The 14,934-nt window shown below is 71.0% G+C and carries 13 protein-coding genes and 1 riboswitch; of the genes, 9 read left to right on the plus strand and 4 right to left on the minus strand.

Annotated features, from left to right (window positions below):
• Positions 1 to 5: 5 nt before the first annotated feature.
• Together ACIHCX_RS30635 and mgtA are read right to left on the minus strand one after the other, a co-directional pair.
• Entirely contained in the window at positions 6 to 752 is a 747-nt protein-coding gene (locus ACIHCX_RS30635) for an MBL fold metallo-hydrolase (protein ID WP_400035157.1), read from the minus strand.
• Positions 753 to 846: 94 nt separating this feature from the next.
• On the minus strand, positions 847 to 3,567 hold the full coding sequence (mgtA, locus tag ACIHCX_RS30640; RefSeq protein ID WP_400035159.1) for a magnesium-translocating P-type ATPase: 2,721 nt from the start codon (positions 3,565 to 3,567) through the stop codon (positions 847 to 849).
• Between the two features lie 424 nt (positions 3,568 to 3,991).
• Positions 3,992 to 4,163, minus strand: a riboswitch (M-box (ykoK) riboswitch).
• Between the two features lie 244 nt (positions 4,164 to 4,407).
• On the opposite strand from mgtA, the gene ACIHCX_RS30645 reads away from it, so the two are divergent.
• The 4 genes from ACIHCX_RS30645 (at position 4,408) to ACIHCX_RS30660 (ending at position 8,334) form a co-directional block, all read left to right on the plus strand.
• Positions 4,408 to 4,947: a hypothetical protein gene (locus ACIHCX_RS30645; RefSeq protein ID WP_400035161.1), complete on the plus strand. Its 540-nt coding sequence runs from the start codon at positions 4,408 to 4,410 to the stop codon at positions 4,945 to 4,947.
• Complete coding sequence (locus ACIHCX_RS30650) at positions 4,940 to 6,445, plus strand: LCP family protein (RefSeq protein ID WP_400035163.1); 1,506 nt, start codon at positions 4,940 to 4,942, stop codon at positions 6,443 to 6,445. Before ACIHCX_RS30645 ends, ACIHCX_RS30650 begins: the two co-directional genes overlap by 8 nt.
• 164 nt (positions 6,446 to 6,609) lie before the next feature.
• Positions 6,610 to 7,977, plus strand: a complete 1,368-nt coding sequence (locus ACIHCX_RS30655; RefSeq protein WP_400035165.1) for a hypothetical protein — start codon at positions 6,610 to 6,612, stop codon at positions 7,975 to 7,977.
• Positions 7,978 to 8,067: 90 nt separating this feature from the next.
• Positions 8,068 to 8,334: a hypothetical protein gene (locus ACIHCX_RS30660; protein ID WP_400035167.1), complete on the plus strand. Its 267-nt coding sequence runs from the start codon at positions 8,068 to 8,070 to the stop codon at positions 8,332 to 8,334.
• A gap of 120 nt (positions 8,335 to 8,454) precedes the next feature.
• Here the strand turns inward: ACIHCX_RS30660 and ACIHCX_RS30665 are convergent, their stop codons facing one another.
• Positions 8,455 to 8,907: a hypothetical protein gene (locus ACIHCX_RS30665; RefSeq protein WP_400035169.1), complete on the minus strand. Its 453-nt coding sequence runs from the start codon at positions 8,905 to 8,907 to the stop codon at positions 8,455 to 8,457.
• A gap of 359 nt (positions 8,908 to 9,266) precedes the next feature.
• Between ACIHCX_RS30665 and ACIHCX_RS30670 the strand changes: the two genes are divergently transcribed.
• The 5 genes from ACIHCX_RS30670 to ACIHCX_RS30690 all read left to right on the plus strand — a co-directional run bounded on the left by ACIHCX_RS30670 (position 9,267) and on the right by ACIHCX_RS30690 (position 14,460).
• The gene (locus ACIHCX_RS30670; RefSeq protein ID WP_400035232.1) at positions 9,267 to 9,863 is read left to right on the plus strand and encodes a class I SAM-dependent DNA methyltransferase; all 597 of its coding nucleotides are present in this window, start codon (positions 9,267 to 9,269) and stop codon (positions 9,861 to 9,863) included.
• A gap of 272 nt (positions 9,864 to 10,135) precedes the next feature.
• The gene (locus ACIHCX_RS30675; protein ID WP_400035171.1) at positions 10,136 to 11,359 is read left to right on the plus strand and encodes an RNA-guided endonuclease InsQ/TnpB family protein; all 1,224 of its coding nucleotides are present in this window, start codon (positions 10,136 to 10,138) and stop codon (positions 11,357 to 11,359) included.
• A gap of 9 nt (positions 11,360 to 11,368) precedes the next feature.
• Positions 11,369 to 11,956 carry a YciI family protein gene (locus tag ACIHCX_RS30680; RefSeq protein WP_400035234.1) on the plus strand — a complete coding sequence of 196 codons (588 nt, stop codon included), beginning with the start codon at positions 11,369 to 11,371 and terminating at the stop codon, positions 11,954 to 11,956.
• A 162-nt stretch (positions 11,957 to 12,118) separates the two neighbouring features.
• Positions 12,119 to 12,751: a TetR/AcrR family transcriptional regulator gene (locus tag ACIHCX_RS30685; protein WP_400035173.1), complete on the plus strand. Its 633-nt coding sequence runs from the start codon at positions 12,119 to 12,121 to the stop codon at positions 12,749 to 12,751.
• A 35-nt stretch (positions 12,752 to 12,786) separates the two neighbouring features.
• Entirely contained in the window at positions 12,787 to 14,460 is a 1,674-nt protein-coding gene (locus ACIHCX_RS30690) for an FAD-binding dehydrogenase (RefSeq protein WP_400035175.1), read from the plus strand.
• Positions 14,461 to 14,505: 45 nt separating this feature from the next.
• Here the strand turns inward: ACIHCX_RS30690 and ACIHCX_RS30695 are convergent, their stop codons facing one another.
• Positions 14,506 to 14,859, minus strand: a complete 354-nt coding sequence (locus ACIHCX_RS30695; protein WP_400035177.1) for a DUF488 domain-containing protein — start codon at positions 14,857 to 14,859, stop codon at positions 14,506 to 14,508.
• Positions 14,860 to 14,934 lie beyond the last annotated feature (75 nt).

The following is a 14,934-nucleotide window of genomic DNA, read 5'->3' on the forward strand; positions in this document are numbered from 1 at the left end:
AGGTGCTAAAGGGCGCGCTCCCGTGCCCGCAGTGCCGCCTGCCGCACCGGACCGCGGTGCACGGGGCCGTGCCCGGGCAGCAGCAGGTCCCCCTCCAGGGCTTCGATCCTGCCCAACGAGGCCAGTGCCTGGGCACGTTGGTGGTGGAACATGTCGGGCAGCAGCTGCGGACCGGTCAGGCGCGAGGTGGGGTGGCCGCACACCAGGGCGTCGCCGGAGACCACCACGCCGGTGTCCGGGAGGTGGAAGACGGTGTGGCCCTGGGTGTGGCCGGGCGTGTGCACGGGCACGGGCCGCCCCGGCAGGTCGAGCGGGCCGGCGGCCGGGAACGGCTCCGGCGCGGCGACCGGCACGTGCGCGGTGCCGCCGAGGCGCAGCGCGTGCACCGCCCAGGGCAGCACGCCGGGCCGCCAGCCGTTGCGCAGCACCTGCCCGACGGTCACCTGGTGCAGGAACTCCCGCCGCGCGTGCGGAAGTTCGGCTTCGTGCAGCTGCACCGGGGTGCCGTGGGCGAGGCGCAGGTACTCCGCGGAGCCCAGGTGGTCGTTGTGCGCGTGGGTGACCAGCACGGCCGCCACCGCCCGGGGCGAACTCCCCACCGCCGCCAGCGAGTCGAGCAGCTGCTGCCGGTCACCGGGGTAGCCGGTGTCGATCAGGGTGGCGGCGTCGCCCTCGGTCAGGATCACCCAGTTCGTGTTGCTGCCGTGCACCAGATAGGTGCCGTCGGCGACCTGCTGCACGTCCGCGCGCATCGCTCTCCTCGCATCCCGGGGCGGCTGCCCGCCGGGGACAGCCAACCAGATGCGTCGGGGTGCGGTGCAAGCGGGGACGTGCACCGTGTGTCGGTCACAGCCAGCTGTGGAAACGCCGGATGAACCAGACCTTCACCAGCTGGGTGAGGACGCAGTAGGCGAGCAGCGTGCCGATCAGCCACGGGAAGTAGCTCATGGGCAGCGGCCGCAGGCCGATGGACGCACCGAGCGGAGTGAAGGGCAGTGCGATACCGAAGGCCATCACGGCCGCCGTCATGACCATCACCGGCACGGACGCCCTGGACTGGATGAACGGGATCTTGCGGGTGCGGATCATGTGCACGATCAGGGTCTGGGAGAGCAGGCCCTCGATGAACCAGCCCGACTGGAACAGGCTCTGGCTGCCGACGGTGTTGGCGGAGAAGACGTGCCACATCAGCAGGAACGTCGTGATGTCGAAGATCGAGCTGATCGGGCCGATGAACACCATGAAGCGGCCGATCCCGCGTGCGTCCCAGTTCCGCGGCTTGCGCAGGTACTCCGGGTCCATGCGGTCCCAGGGGGTGGCGAGCTGCGAGATGTCGTAGGACAGGTTCTGCACCAGCAGGTGCAGCGGCAGCATCGGCTGGAACGGGATGAAGGCGCTGGCGACCAGGACCGAGAAGACGTTGCCGAAGTTCGAGCTGGCCGTCATCTTGATGTACTTGATGGTGTTGCCGAAGGTCTGCCGGCCCTGGAGCACGCCCTGTTCGAGGACGGTGAGGTCCTTCTCCAGCAGGATGATGTCGGCCGACTCCTTGGCTATGTCGACGGCGGTGTCGACGGAGATGCCGACGTCCGCGTCCCGCAGCGCGGCGGCGTCGTTGATGCCGTCGCCGAGGAAGCCGACGGTGTGTCCGCCGCGCTGCAGGGCGCGGACGATGCGCGCCTTCTGTACCGGGTTGACCTTGGCGAAGACGGTGGTGCGGGCGGCCAGTTCGGCCAGCTCGTCGTCGTCGAGGTCCTCGACGGCGGCCCCGGTGACGACCGCGCCCACGTCGATGCCGACGTCGGCGCAGACGCGGGCGGCGACCAGTTCGTTGTCGCCGGTGACGACCTTGACGGTGATCCCCTTGTCGGCGAGGGCGCGCAGCGCCTGGGCGGCGTCGGCCTTCGGCGGGTCGAGGAAGGCGAGGAAGCCGGCCAGCGTGAGCTCGTCCTCGTCGGCCACGGTGTAGGTGTCGCGGGTGGCGGGCAGCGAGCGGGTGGCGACGGCCAGGACCCGCAGGCCCTCCCGGTTGTGGTCCTGAGCGATACGGGTGACCTGCTCGCGCAGTTCCGCGGTCAGCTCGATCCGCTGTCCCCGGTCCGTCATGTGGGTGCACAGGGCGAGGACTTCCTCGACCGCGCCCTTGGTGATCAGGGTGTGCTCGGCCGAGCGGGCGGCTTCGGCGTCGGCGTACGTCGTGCGGCTCAGCACCACGGACATACGGCGGCGGGCGAAGTCGAAGGGGATCTCGTCGACCAGGGTGAAGCGGGCGTCGACGACGATCTCCTCGGCCTCGTCGACGCGGTCCAGCACCGCCTGGTCCATCAGGTTGCGCAGGCCGGTCTGGAAGTGGCTGTTGAGGTATGCGTACTGCAGCACCTCGTCGTCCTCCTGGCCGTGCGCGTCCAGGTAGCGGTCGAGGACGATGCGGTCCTCGGTCAGGGTGCCGGTCTTGTCCGTGCACAGCACGTCCATCGCACCGAAGTTCTGGATGGCGTTGAGCCGCTTGACCACGACCTTGCGCCTGGACATGGCCACCGCTCCGCGTGCCAGGTTGGCCGAGACCACCATGGGCAGCATCTCGGGAGTGAGCCCGACCGCGACGGCGATACCGAACAGGAACGCCTCGTTCCAGTCGCCCTTGGTCAGGCCGTTGACCGCGAACACCACCGGGACCATGACCAGCATGAACTTGATCAGCAGGAAGCTGACCCTGCGCACGCCGTTGTCGAAGTTGGTCTGCGGGCGCGCTCCGACCAGGGAACCGGCCATCGACCCGAAGTAGGTGTCGGACCCGGTGGCCACCACGACGCCGGTGGCGGTGCCGGAGGTCACGGAGGTGCCCATCAGACAGAGGTTGTCGGCTTCGACGGGGTCGTCGGTCTCCTGCTGCCCGAGGTCGCTCGGGCGGGTGTCGGCCTTGGACACCGGCAGCGACTCGCCGGACAGGGCGGCCTGGCTGACCGTCAGGTCCTTGGCGGTCAGCAGCCTGAGGTCGGCGGGCACCAGGTCGCCGGCTGCGAGCTGGATCACATCGCCCCGGACGACCTGCTCCATCGGCACTTCGAGGGAGGAGGAAGCGGAACCCTCCGCCGTGTAACGCCGCACCCTGGTGGTCGTGGTGACCAGCGCCTTGAGCGCGGCGGCCGACTTCGCGGACCGGTACTCCTGCCAGAACCGGAGCACGCCGCTGATCAGCACCATCGTCGACAGGATCAGCACGCCGGGGTCGGCCGGGTCCTGCCAGTACATCACGCCGGCCAGGAAGACCAGGACGGCGATGAAGGGGTTTCCGTAGGCCTTGGCCAGCTGGACGTACCACCTGGGCGTCCGCTCGTGGGCGATGACGTTGGCGCCGTCCCGCTCCAGCCGGGCCGCCGCCTCGGCGTGCGTCAGGCCCGGCCCATCGCTGACCGTGTCGTTCAGGACCTGCGCGGCGGGACGGCGGCTGATCGCGGCCAGCCGGGCGCCCGCCGCCCGGGTGCGGGCCTCCAGTTCGGCAGTGCGGCGCTCGCGGCGGGTACGGCCCGGCGGAGCCAGGCGCTCAGGGGTCATCGTGTCGGTCATCGACGTACCTCCCTCCGCGCACGACGGCAGGCGTGAGCACACGGCAGAGCCGACCGTGGCGCGGAGTAGTCGCAACGGCACCGGGGCAGCACAAGCAGCCCCGTTGCCGGAAGGATCGGAAAGGGATCAGAAAGGATCAGAAAGGGGTGGAGCAGGAGAAGGCAGGCACACCGCGGCCGCACCCGGAGTCTGCGCGGACCAGCCGTGCGGTGACCGCGGGCGTCAGCTCAGCGGTGGTTCACACGGCCGCGAAGGCGCGGGTGCGGACAGGCGGAAGACCTGCCGTGGCAGGAAACGGGAAGGCCACCAGGGCGGTATGACTGCTACTCGGACCACTGCTGTCGCAGTCCATGCCTCTCGCCTCCTTCCGGCCGGGGCGCGCGGTGCGCCGTACGACTCGGCAAGGAGCGACCGGGCGGATCCCGGATCACCCCAACTCGTCAGAGCTTTGGCACTCCACGGCGTGATCCCTTTGCGGGGAAGCCACTTGGGGTCACCCCTTAATTCGGGGAGACCTGTCCTGATCCGGAGCGTCTCTCGACGGGTGGGATCAGTGGCCTGTGTCCGTGAAGACGCCTCACCGAACGAGGTGCCTGCTGCCTTCGAACGTCCCCCATGGTAGCCCACTACTTGCGCATGAACGCAAGTAGGACGGTGAGTCAGTCCGGAAAATGCCTTTATTTGACACAGTTGAAGGGCGTCCGCGACCCGTTGATGATTGCTCACTTGCGCGACCGTGCAACTATTGGCGCTGCTTCTTCGTCTCACGGGTGGCAGAGCGGCGATGTCGACGACGACCGGGCTCCGTCGCCGCATTCAAGGATCAGCGAGAGCGGACGTATGCGTGATCAGCAGGAACGGACCGTCGGTGGCGTCGGTACGCAAGGGCGGGGCTGCCCACCCGGCCAGGCGCGGGTGGTCGCGCAGCGCGGTGCCGAGGGGCGCGCGTCGTCCCAGGGTGCGGCGCGCAGGCGGCGCCCGCGAGGAACAGGTGACGCGTCCCGGGTCGGCGGGCCCGGGACCGGTGCCGCCGCTCTGGCGCTGGCGGGCCCTGCGCTGTTGGGGGCTGCGGTGGACGCGGTCGCGGGTCACGGTCCCGGCTGGGGCGTGGTGTCCGGGGCGACGGCGGGCGCACTCCTCGCGGCTGTGCTGGCGGTCCGCGGTCGTGTCCTGGGGTGGGTGGTCCCGCTGCCGGTTCCGGCCGTGGCCGCTGTCACGGCCGGATGGGCGCTGACATCCGACGGTCCGCCTGCCACACGACTGGTGCGGTGGGCCGTGGCGGTGTTCCCGGCGATGGCCGCCGCGGAGTGTGCGGTGCTCGTCGTCGTGCTGGCGGCGGCTGTCCTCCGGTTCGGCGTGGGGAGGGCCCGCCGTGTCTGAGTCCACAGGGCGCCGTCGGCGCCGCGCCGCTGTCCGCAGCGGGCGAAGCTCGTTGGGGATACGCACGCTGCGCGTGGTGGTGTGGACGGTGTCGTCGGCCCTGCTGCTGGGATGCGGAGCGACCTGGTACGCGTACCACACCCTGATCAGCGGGCTCACCACGTCCGACGCGCTGGACGCGGTGCGCAAGAAGGCGCCACCTCGCCTGGACAACGCCGTGAACCTGCTGCTGATCGGCCTGGATTCACGCAAGGACATGAACGGCAACGACCTGCCCCGGCAGTTCGTGCAGAAGGAACTGCACGCCGGATCCAGCAGTATCGGCTACTACAACACCAACACCCTGATCCTCATGCACATCCCCGCCGGTGGCGGCAGGGTCCAGGCGTTCTCCATACCGCGCGACGACTACGTGCAGACCCTCAACGGCGACGGGTCCGTACAGGGCCACTGCAAGATCAAGGAAGCCTACGCCAACGCCTACACCGGCGCCCGCGACAGGTACGCCCAGCAGGGCGTCAAGGGTGCCGACCTGGAGGCCAGGAGCCGTGAGGCCGGGCGCGAGGCGACGCTGGCGACGGTCCAGGACTTCACCGGGGTGCCCATAGACCACTTCGCCGAGGTCAACCTGCTGGGTTTCTACGACATCGCCAAGGTCCTGCAGCCCATCACGGTATGTCTCAAGCACCCGGTCAAGGACCGCTACTCGGGAGCGGACTTCCCGGCGGGCGTGCAGCAGCTGAACGCCCGGCAGGCCCTGGCCTTCGTGCGCCAGCGGCACGGCCTGGACGCCGGGGACCTGGACCGCACCCGCCGGCAGCAGGCCTTCATCTCCAGCGTCACCCACCAGCTCAGGTCCCAGGGAGTGTGGAGCAGCCCGTCCAAGCTGCAGGGCCTGTTCGACACGGTGAAGAAGGACATCGTCCTGGACAGCTCCTGGAACGTCCTCGACTTCGCCCAGCAGGCCACCAACCTCACGGGCGGGAACGTCGTGTTCCACACCCTGCCCATCGAGGGCTTCGCGCTCCGCAACGGTCAGGACGTCAACCTGGTCGACCCGGAGAAGATCAAGGCGATGGTGCGGCAGGAGTTCGGCCAGAACCCGTCACCGGCTGCCACCGCCCCGGCCGCGCCCGCCGTCGTCGACGTACGCAACGGAAACGGCACCGAGGGCGAGGCCTCCGCGGTGCTGTTCTACCTGGTCGAACTCGGCTATACGGCCGGCACCACCGGCAACGCGGCCGCGCAGCCCACCACCACCGTCGTCTACGGCCCAGGCGCCCAGCAGGCCGCGCGGCAGATCGCCGGCCGACTCAACGCCGCTGCCCCGGCCGCCAGTTCGGAGGTGCCCGCCGGTCATGTGGTGGTCACCCTGGGCGGGAACCACGCACTGCCCAGCGGGCAGCCGTCGTCGCCGGCCGCCACGGAGCCGAACCCGTCGCCGCCTGCCGACTCGGGCATCGCCGTGAAGGCGGGCGGCGTGCCGTGCGTCAACTGAGTCGCCGACACCCGTGCCGAACTCGGCCCGGAGGTGAGCCCGTCTGGCATACTTTCTTTATTGCGCAATTGAACAAGCGTTGGGGTTTGTCGGCTCCTTCCCTCCGTTGCACCGGAGTTGTCCCGGAGGGGGAGCGGACGCTCCCTCGCAAGGAGGTCTCATCCATGCCTGCTTCGCCACGGTCTCGCTTCGCCCGGGCCCTCGCCGCCCTGGGCGTGACAGCTCTGGTGGGACTCGCCCCGCCGGCCTTCGGTGCGACGGCTGCCACGGACACCGGTACGGGGGCCGTGGCGGAAGCCTTCAAGAAGGGGCCGGTGTACGTCGATCCGCGAGCCGCGGGGGAGTTGCCGAAGTCCGCGGCCGACAAGCTCACGGCGAGGATCGAGGCCGCGGACAAGCCGGTCTTCGTCGCGGTACTGCCCCGGTCCGCCGACTACCCGCAGGCGTCCCTGATGCCGGACCTGCGCTCACTCACCGGCATCAGCGGGGTGTACGCCGTGCGCCTGGGCGAGTTGTTCAACGCCAAGGCGGACCATCAGGTGATGTCGCAGAGCGCCGTCGACAACCTGCGGGGAGCGGTGCAGCGTTCCTACGCCTCGGACACGGAGACGCAGCTGAACGCGTTCGTCGACCAGGCCGTCCAGCAGGCGAAGGGGCACGCCCCCGCGTCCTGGAAGGACAGCGGTGACGGCGGCTCCGGCGGCGGCGGGCTGATGGTCGGCGGCCTGCTCGCGGCCGGGGCGGCCGGGGGCGGATATGCGCTGTACCGGCGGGCGAGGAAGCGGCGGGAGGCCGAGCAGAGGGAGTTGGAGGCCCTGCGGGTGGTGGTGGACGAGGACATCACCGCCTTCGGTGAGGAACTGGACCGTCTGGCCTTCTCCCCGTCCGAGCCGGGCGCCACCGACGAGATGCGCGACGACTATTCCCGTGCCCTCGACGCCTATGAGCTGGCCAAACAGCAGATGGCCGATGCGGCACGGCCGCAGGACGTGCAACCGGTGACCGCCACGCTGACCGACGGCCGCTTCGCCCTGGCCACCCTGGCCGCCCGCCGCAGCGGAACCCCGCTGCCCGAGCGTCGTGTGCCCTGCTTCTTCGACCCCCGTCACGGCCCCTCGGCCGACGACGTGAACTGGTGCCCGCCAGGCGGCGCTCCGCGGATGGTCCCCGCCTGTGCGGACGACGCCGCCCGGGTGACCCAGGGCGGACAGCCGATGACGCGGATGGTCGACACCGGCCAGGGCGCCCAGCCGTACTGGAACGCCGGCCCGGCGTACGCGCCGTGGGCGGGCGGCTACTTCGGCGGCGCGGGCGCGGTGGTCGGCGGCCTGCTCGCCGGCACCCTGCTGGGCAGCATGCTCAGCGCGCCGTCCGCCTTCGCCGGCTCCGGCGACGGCGCCTCGTCCGCCCCCGATCTGCCGGACGGCGGCGAGTACTCCGGGGCGGACTTCCGGGCCTCCGACTTCGCGGGGGGATTCGACGGTGGTTTCGGGTCGGACGGCGGGGGTGACTTCGGCGGCGACTGGGGGTGATCGCCCCGGGGCGGCGACCTCCTCGGGTGACAGGCGACCAAGTGCCCGACCCAGGGCGACAGAATCGAGAGAGTCGGGAGGGACAGAGCCGTGCCGCACACGACCATGGCCGAGAGCCTGCTGGAAGAACTGGCCAGGGGATGTCCGCTGCCGCCGGAAGAGCAGGTGCGGACCACCTATCGTCCGGTCGAGGTGTGCGACGGGACCGGATGGACGCGGCCGGGCACCGTCACCGGATGGTGGACCAGCCCCGAGGGGGACACCCTGTGCCGACTGAGGCTGCCGGGATGCGCCTCTTCACGCTGGGTGGCCTTCGACTCCGACAGGATCGCCCTGCTGGTCCAGGGCGGCACCTGACAACTTCGTCGTTGACGGGCAGCGGATTCCGGCATCGTCTTTCGCGATGGACAGCGGTGACCGAGGTCAGCCCCGCAGGCGGGCGGCCCGAGGTCAGTCCCGCAGGCGGGCGGCCCGAGGTCAGTCCCGCAGGCGGGCGGCCGCGGCATCGGTCAGCAACCGGGCCAGATCCGCGGGCAGGTCGAGGTGGCGTACGAGCCAGGCGGTGTCATGGCCACGGGAGGCGAAGGCCCAGGCGGTGTAGAGGTGGTTGAGGGAGGGCGCGTTCGGTCCCAGCAGACGGGGCCGGACCGCTTCCATGGGGAAGCCTTCCAGGGTGCGGGAGGTGAACGACGACCCGTCCACCGCCTCCAGAACGCGGCGTCGCGCTCGCCGAGTGGCCTTGCGATCCGCGCGCAGCACCGCTGCGAGCAGGATGAACGCCGTGACGGCCGCTCCCAGCAGGGCGCCACTGATGACCGGACGGTACGCCGTCGGGGCGGTGGCCAGGACGGTCATCTCCAGCGTGGTGAAGGTGATCACGCCGAGGACGGCGGTGCCGGCGCCGTTGCGCGGGTGAGGCAGGGTCTTCATCACCGACTGTCCTTCCCTCTTTCCGTGTTCCATCGTCGCGCCGAGGCTGCTCGTTGTTCCGATCCCTGATCCGTAGGGGGGCGGCGCTTGGGTGCAGGCCGACGGCAGGGCCGGTCCCGCCCGAAGTCCCCGTGGGCCGGTCCCGGTGCGCGGCGCGCACAGATGGGCGGAAGATGGAGGGCACGGACGCGCACTTCGGCACGCCGGAGCGCATGGGACGGGACGACGAGGCGCCTCCTGCTGCCGTCCAGCAGCATAGCCGCATACTTGCGTGATCGTGCAAGTAGGGTGCTCCAGGGTCTTTCGTCGCGACTCAATCCTCCTCGCACCTCGGCGCGTCAGCCGAGGCCTATGACGCCATCGCCGTCCGCTACGCCGACCTCGTCCGCAACGAGCTCGACGCCCTTCCGCTGGACCGCGCGGTGCTCGGCGCGTTCGCCGAACTCGCCCGGACCACCGGACCCGGGCCCGTCGCCGAGCTGGGATGCGGCCCCGGACGGGTGACCGCCCACCTGTGGGACCTGGGGCTGGACGTCTTCGGCGTCGACCTGTCGCCGGTGATGATCGGCATCGCTCGCGAGACACACTCGGCCCTGCGGTTCGAGGTCGGCTCCATGGGCGCCCTCGAACTGGCCGACGGCACGCTGCGAGGCATCGTGTCCTGGTACTCGGTCATTCACGCCCTGCCGCGGGACATCCCCTCGTACTTCGCCGAGTTCCGGCGGGTGCTCGCGCCCGGCGACCACCTCCTGCTCGGCTTCTTCGAGTCGGAGGGCGGGCCTGTGACGCCGTTCGACCACAAGGTGAGATCGGCCTACCGGTGGCCGATCGACGACCTCGCCGACCTGGCCGTCGAGGCCGGATTCGTCGAGGTCGGCCGGATGCTGCGCGAGTCCCGCGACGGGGAGCGGTTCCGCCGGGGCCACGTGCTGATGACAGCCGGGGCCACCTGCTGATGACAGGGGGCAACGACCCCGGGTGACCGACGGCCGGCTTCGGCGGGACCGGCGGCCCGCCGAAGCTGGTTGAGTCGCCGCCCCGCCTTGGGGCAGGGTCCGGGGCATGGAGTTCTTCTGCCACCGGGCTTCAGTCGCGGTGCACCAGCGTTCACGCCGGTGGTGAAGCGAATCCGGAGGGTGCGACGCGGAGCGTCGCAGGATCGTTCCAGCGGAGCTGGATGCGGCTGATTCACCCTGGACTGTCGGTGACCGGTGCTAGCGTCCGGATCGTGCAGCTTCGGTATGCCTTCCGTCTCGACCCGACACCGGGTCAGCGCATCGCGCTGGCCCGGGCGTTCGGGTGCGCGCGGGTGGTGTACAACGACGCGGTAGCGGCGCGGGAACGGGCCTGGGCGGCAGGTCAGCCGTTTCCCACCGCGGCGGTGCCGTCGAAGACGCTTCTCACCGAGGCGAAGAAGTCCCGTGAGCGGCACTGGCTGGGCGAGGTGTCCGCGGTGGTGCTGCAGCAGGCACTGCGGGACGTGGAGACCGCCTACCGCAACTTCTTCGCCTCCCTCAAGGGGAAGCGCAAGGGCCCGAAGGTGGGCGCGCCGCGGTTGAAGTCGCGCAAGGATGCGAGGCAGGCGATCCGGTTCACCGCGAACGCCCGCTGGAAGATCACCGCCGCGGGAAGGTTGAACCTGCCGAAGATCGGCGAGGTGCGGGTGAAATGGTCACGCTCTCTTCCTGCCGTTCCGTCCTCGGTGACCGTGATGAAGGACGCGGCCGGGCGGTACTTCGCCTCCTTCGTCATCGACACCGACCCGACCGCCGACGCAGCCCGCATGCCCGACACCGACCAGACGGTGGGCATCGACCTCGGACTCATCCACTTCGCGGTCCTGTCCGACGGCACGAAGATCGACTCCCCACGGTTCCTGCGCCGCGCGGAGAAGAAACTGAAGAAGGCCCAGCGGGAGCTGTCCCGTAAGCAGAAGAGCTCGAAGAACCGGGCCAAGGCCCGCCTGAAGGTCGCCCGCGCACACGCGCGGGTGGCCGACGCACGCCGCGAGTTCCACCACCAGTTGTCCACGAAAGTGATCCGTGAGAACAAAGCGGTCGCGGTGGAGGACCTGGCGGTGGGCGGTCTGGCGCGCACCCGGCTGGCCAAGAGCATCCACGACGCGGGCTGGTCCCAGTTCGTGCACATGCTTGCCTACAAGGCCGCCCGGTACGGGCGCATCTTCGTGAAGGTCGGCCGGTTCGAGCCCACCAGCCAGGTGTGCTCCGACTGCGGCCACCACGACGGGCCCAAACCCCTCAACGTGCGGGAATGGACCTGCACCGCCTGCGGCACGGTCCACGACCGGGACCACAACGCCGCCATCAACGTCAAACAGGCCGCCGGACTGGCGGTGACAGCCTGTGGAGCGCAGGTAAGACCGGAACGTGTTCCGGCACAGCGCGGTGAAGCAGGAAGCCACGGAATCCGCACCGGAGCCCCTGCCGCGTAGCGGCACAGCATCCGGCCGGAAGGCCAGAATCCTCGGGCTTCAGCCCAAGGAGCAAGTCAACACCGCGACCGGCCCGGCTCACTGCCGTTGCGCCACGAGAAACGGGAGGAGCACTGGTCCTACATGGACTGGTGCGCGCAGGAGATGATCGCCCGCGGTCCGACGTTCGCCGACGACGGTGAGACGCCCACCGGCAGCGTGAACATCCTCGACCTGCCGGATCCGGCCGCCGCCCGCGCGTTCGCCTTCGACGAGCCCCACTACCAGTCCGGCGTCTACCGGGACGTGCTGCTGCTCCGGTGGCGCAACACGCTCGGCCGCACGATGTGGGACTTCTCGGGCGGCCGGACCGGCGGCAACCGCTACCTCGTACTCGGCCTGAGCGCGGGGCAGGACGCCACCGACTCCGCCGCACCGGCCGACCGGGACGAGCTGATCGCGTACGGGCCGCTGCTGTCCGACGACGGAGCCGCCCGGCTGGGCACGGCGGCCCTGGTCCGGGCGCCGGACCCGGACACGGCACGAGCCGTCCTGGCCCCGGGCCGGTACGCGGACGTCGAGGTCCACACCTGGCGGTTCGGCGGCCGGCCGTCCTGACCGGAAGGCAGCGAGCCGACGGCATTGCCGCGCTGGTTGTTCCTGCGGCCACGACGTGCGCAGCGAGGGCCCGGGTGCCCCGCATCCGTGCCGCGAACCCGCATCGCCCTTTCGATACACCGACGCATCGGATACATTCGCGTATCGAACGGGAGGTCCGGCATGGCGGACGAGGGCACGGAAAGGCGCGTCACCCGGCGTCGGCAGCGCACGCGGGCCGACCTGCTCGACGCCGCCTTCACGGTGTTCGCCGCCAAGGGCTTCGGCCGGGTGACGATCGAGGAGGTCTGCGAGGCCGCCGGCTACAGCAGGGGCGCCTTCTACTCCAACTTCACCACCCTCGACGAGCTGTTCTTCGCCCTCTACCGGGACAAGGCCGAGCTGATCGCCGACCAGGTGGCCGGGGCGCTCGCCCTCGACGGCCCCGACCCCGACGTGCCCGCCGCCGTCGACCGGGTCGCCGACGTGCTGCTGCTGGACCTGGACTGGCTCCTGGTCAAGACGGACTTCCTGGTGCACGCCGCCCGCGACGCGGCCGTGGCGCAGACGTTGCTGGAGCACCGCGCGCGGCTGCGCCGGGCCGTCGCCGACCGGCTCGCCCGCGCCCGCGCTCCGCTGCCCGCCGTCCTCGGCGACGCCGACGGCGCCGCCCACGCGGTCGTCGCCGCGTACGACGGAGTCACCACCCGGCTGCTGCTCGACGAGGACGTCGAGGGCGCCCGCGCCTGGCTCGGACAGCTGCTCACCGCGCTGCTCACCGACGGCGGCACCGCACACGCACCGCAAGAAGACTGAGGAAGCCCGAGGAGAACAGAAAGGGGACGGTCGCCATGGACGCCGACGTCATCGTCGTCGGAGCGGGCCTCGCGGGCCTGGTCGCGGCGCACGAACTGACCAGCCGGGGCCGCAGGGTCGCCCTCGTCGACCAGGAGAACGCCGCCAACCTCGGCGGGCAGGCGTACTGGTCCTTCGGCGGGCTGTTCCTCGTCGACACCCCGCAGCAGCGCAGGCTCGGCGTCAAGGACTCCTTCGAGCTGGCCTGGAACGACTGGCAGGGCAGCGCCCGGTTCGACCGGCTGGACGACGAGGACTCCTGGGCGGTGCGCTGGGCGCGCGCCTACGTCGAGTTCGCGGCGGGGGAGAAGCGGTCCTGGCTGGAAGGGCACGGCATCACGCTGCTGCCCACGGTCGGCTGGGCCGAGCGCGGCGATCTGCGCGCCGACGGCCACGGCAACTCCGTACCCCGCTTCCACATCGCCTGGGGCACCGGCACGGGCGTCGTGGAACCCTTCGCCGCGTACGCCCTCCAGGCCGCGCGCGACGGCCTGCTCACCTTCCACCACCGCCACCGGGTCGACGAACTCGTCGTCCAGGACGGGTCGGTGCGCGGAGTGCGGGGCACGGTCCTCGCCGAGGACGACTCGCCCCGCGGCGTCGCCTCCCACCGCGAGGAGACCGGCGCGTTCGAGCTCACCGCGCAGGCCGTCGTCGTCACCACCGGCGGCATCGGCGCCGACCACGACCTCGTCCGCCGCCACTGGCCGGAGCGCCTGGGCACCCCGCCGGCGCGGATGGTCACCGGCGTCCCGGCGTACGTCGACGGCCGGATGCTGGACATCAGCGCCGAGGCCGGCGTACGGCTGGTCAACCGCGACCGCATGTGGCACTACACCGAGGGCCTGCGCAACTGGAACCCGATCTGGCCCGGCCACGGCATCCGCATCCTGCCCGGCCCGTCCTCCGTCTGGCTGGACGCCCTCGGCCGCCGGCTGCCCGACCCCTGCCTGCCCGGCTACGACACACTCAGCACCCTCAGGCACCTGCGGACCACCGAGGACATCGCCGGGTACGACCATTCCTGGTTCGTGCTGACCCGCAGGATCGTCGAGAAGGAGTTCGCCCTGTCGGGCTCCGAGCAGAACCCCGACATCACGGCCAAGGACCGCAGGGCGGTGCTGCGCGACCGGCTGCTCGGCAAGGGCGCGCCCGGCCCCGTACGGGACTTCCTGCGGCACGGCGAGGACTTCCTGATCGCCGACACCCTGGAGCAACTGGTCGAGAAGATGAACCAGTCGACCGGCACACCCCTCCTGGACGCCGCCGAGGTGCGGCGCCTGATCGAGGCCCGGGACCTCCAGATCGCCAATCCCTACAGCAAGGACACCCAGATCCAGGGCATCCACAACGCCCGCCGCTACCTCGGCGACCGCCTCGGCCGGGTGGCCGCCCCGCACCGCGTCCTGGACCCGGCGGCCGGACCGCTGATCGCCGTCAAGCTGCACGTCCTGACCCGCAAGACGCTCGGCGGCATCCAGACCGACCTGGACTCGCGCGCCCTCGGCCGCGACGGACAGGTGATCGACGGCCTCTACGCGGCCGGCGAGGTCGCCGGCTTCGGCGGCGGCGGCCTGCACGGCTACAACGCCCTGGAGGGCTCCTTCCTCGGCGGGTGCCTGTTCTCCGGGCGCGCGGCCGGCCGGGCCGCCGCACGGCAGACCGCCTGAGCGCACGTCACGGCCTGCCCCCGTGGGACGCGGGGGCGGGCGGGCTCACCTCTTCTTCAGCAGTCCGGCCACCACCGAGGCCTGGCTCTGCTCCGGCGCCTTGGAGGCGGTCAGCAGCGTCACCGGGCCCCGGCGGGCCAACTTCCTGATGTGGTCCAGGAGTTCGGCCGCATCCGGCTCGGCCAGCTCGGCCTCGTAACGGCGCCGGAACTCCTCGTAGGACCCTTCCCCGCCGTGGTACCAGCGGCGCAGCTCGGTGGACGGCGTCATGGCCTTGGGCCACTCGTCGATGTGCGCGTCCTCCTTGGAGACACCGCGCGGCCAGAGCCGGTCGACCAGGACCCGCACGCCGTCGTCGGACTCGGGCGGATCGTAGATGCGGCGCACGCGGACGGTCACGGTCGGGCCTCTTTGGGGTGCGGGGGAATCCTGCCCGGAGCGTACTGCGGTACGCCCCGGGCCCGGCCGCGCCCC

The sequence above is a fragment of the Streptomyces sp. NPDC052043 genome, assembly GCF_044548235.1.
In the GTDB taxonomy this organism is placed as follows: Bacteria; Actinomycetota; Actinomycetes; order Streptomycetales; family Streptomycetaceae; genus Streptomyces.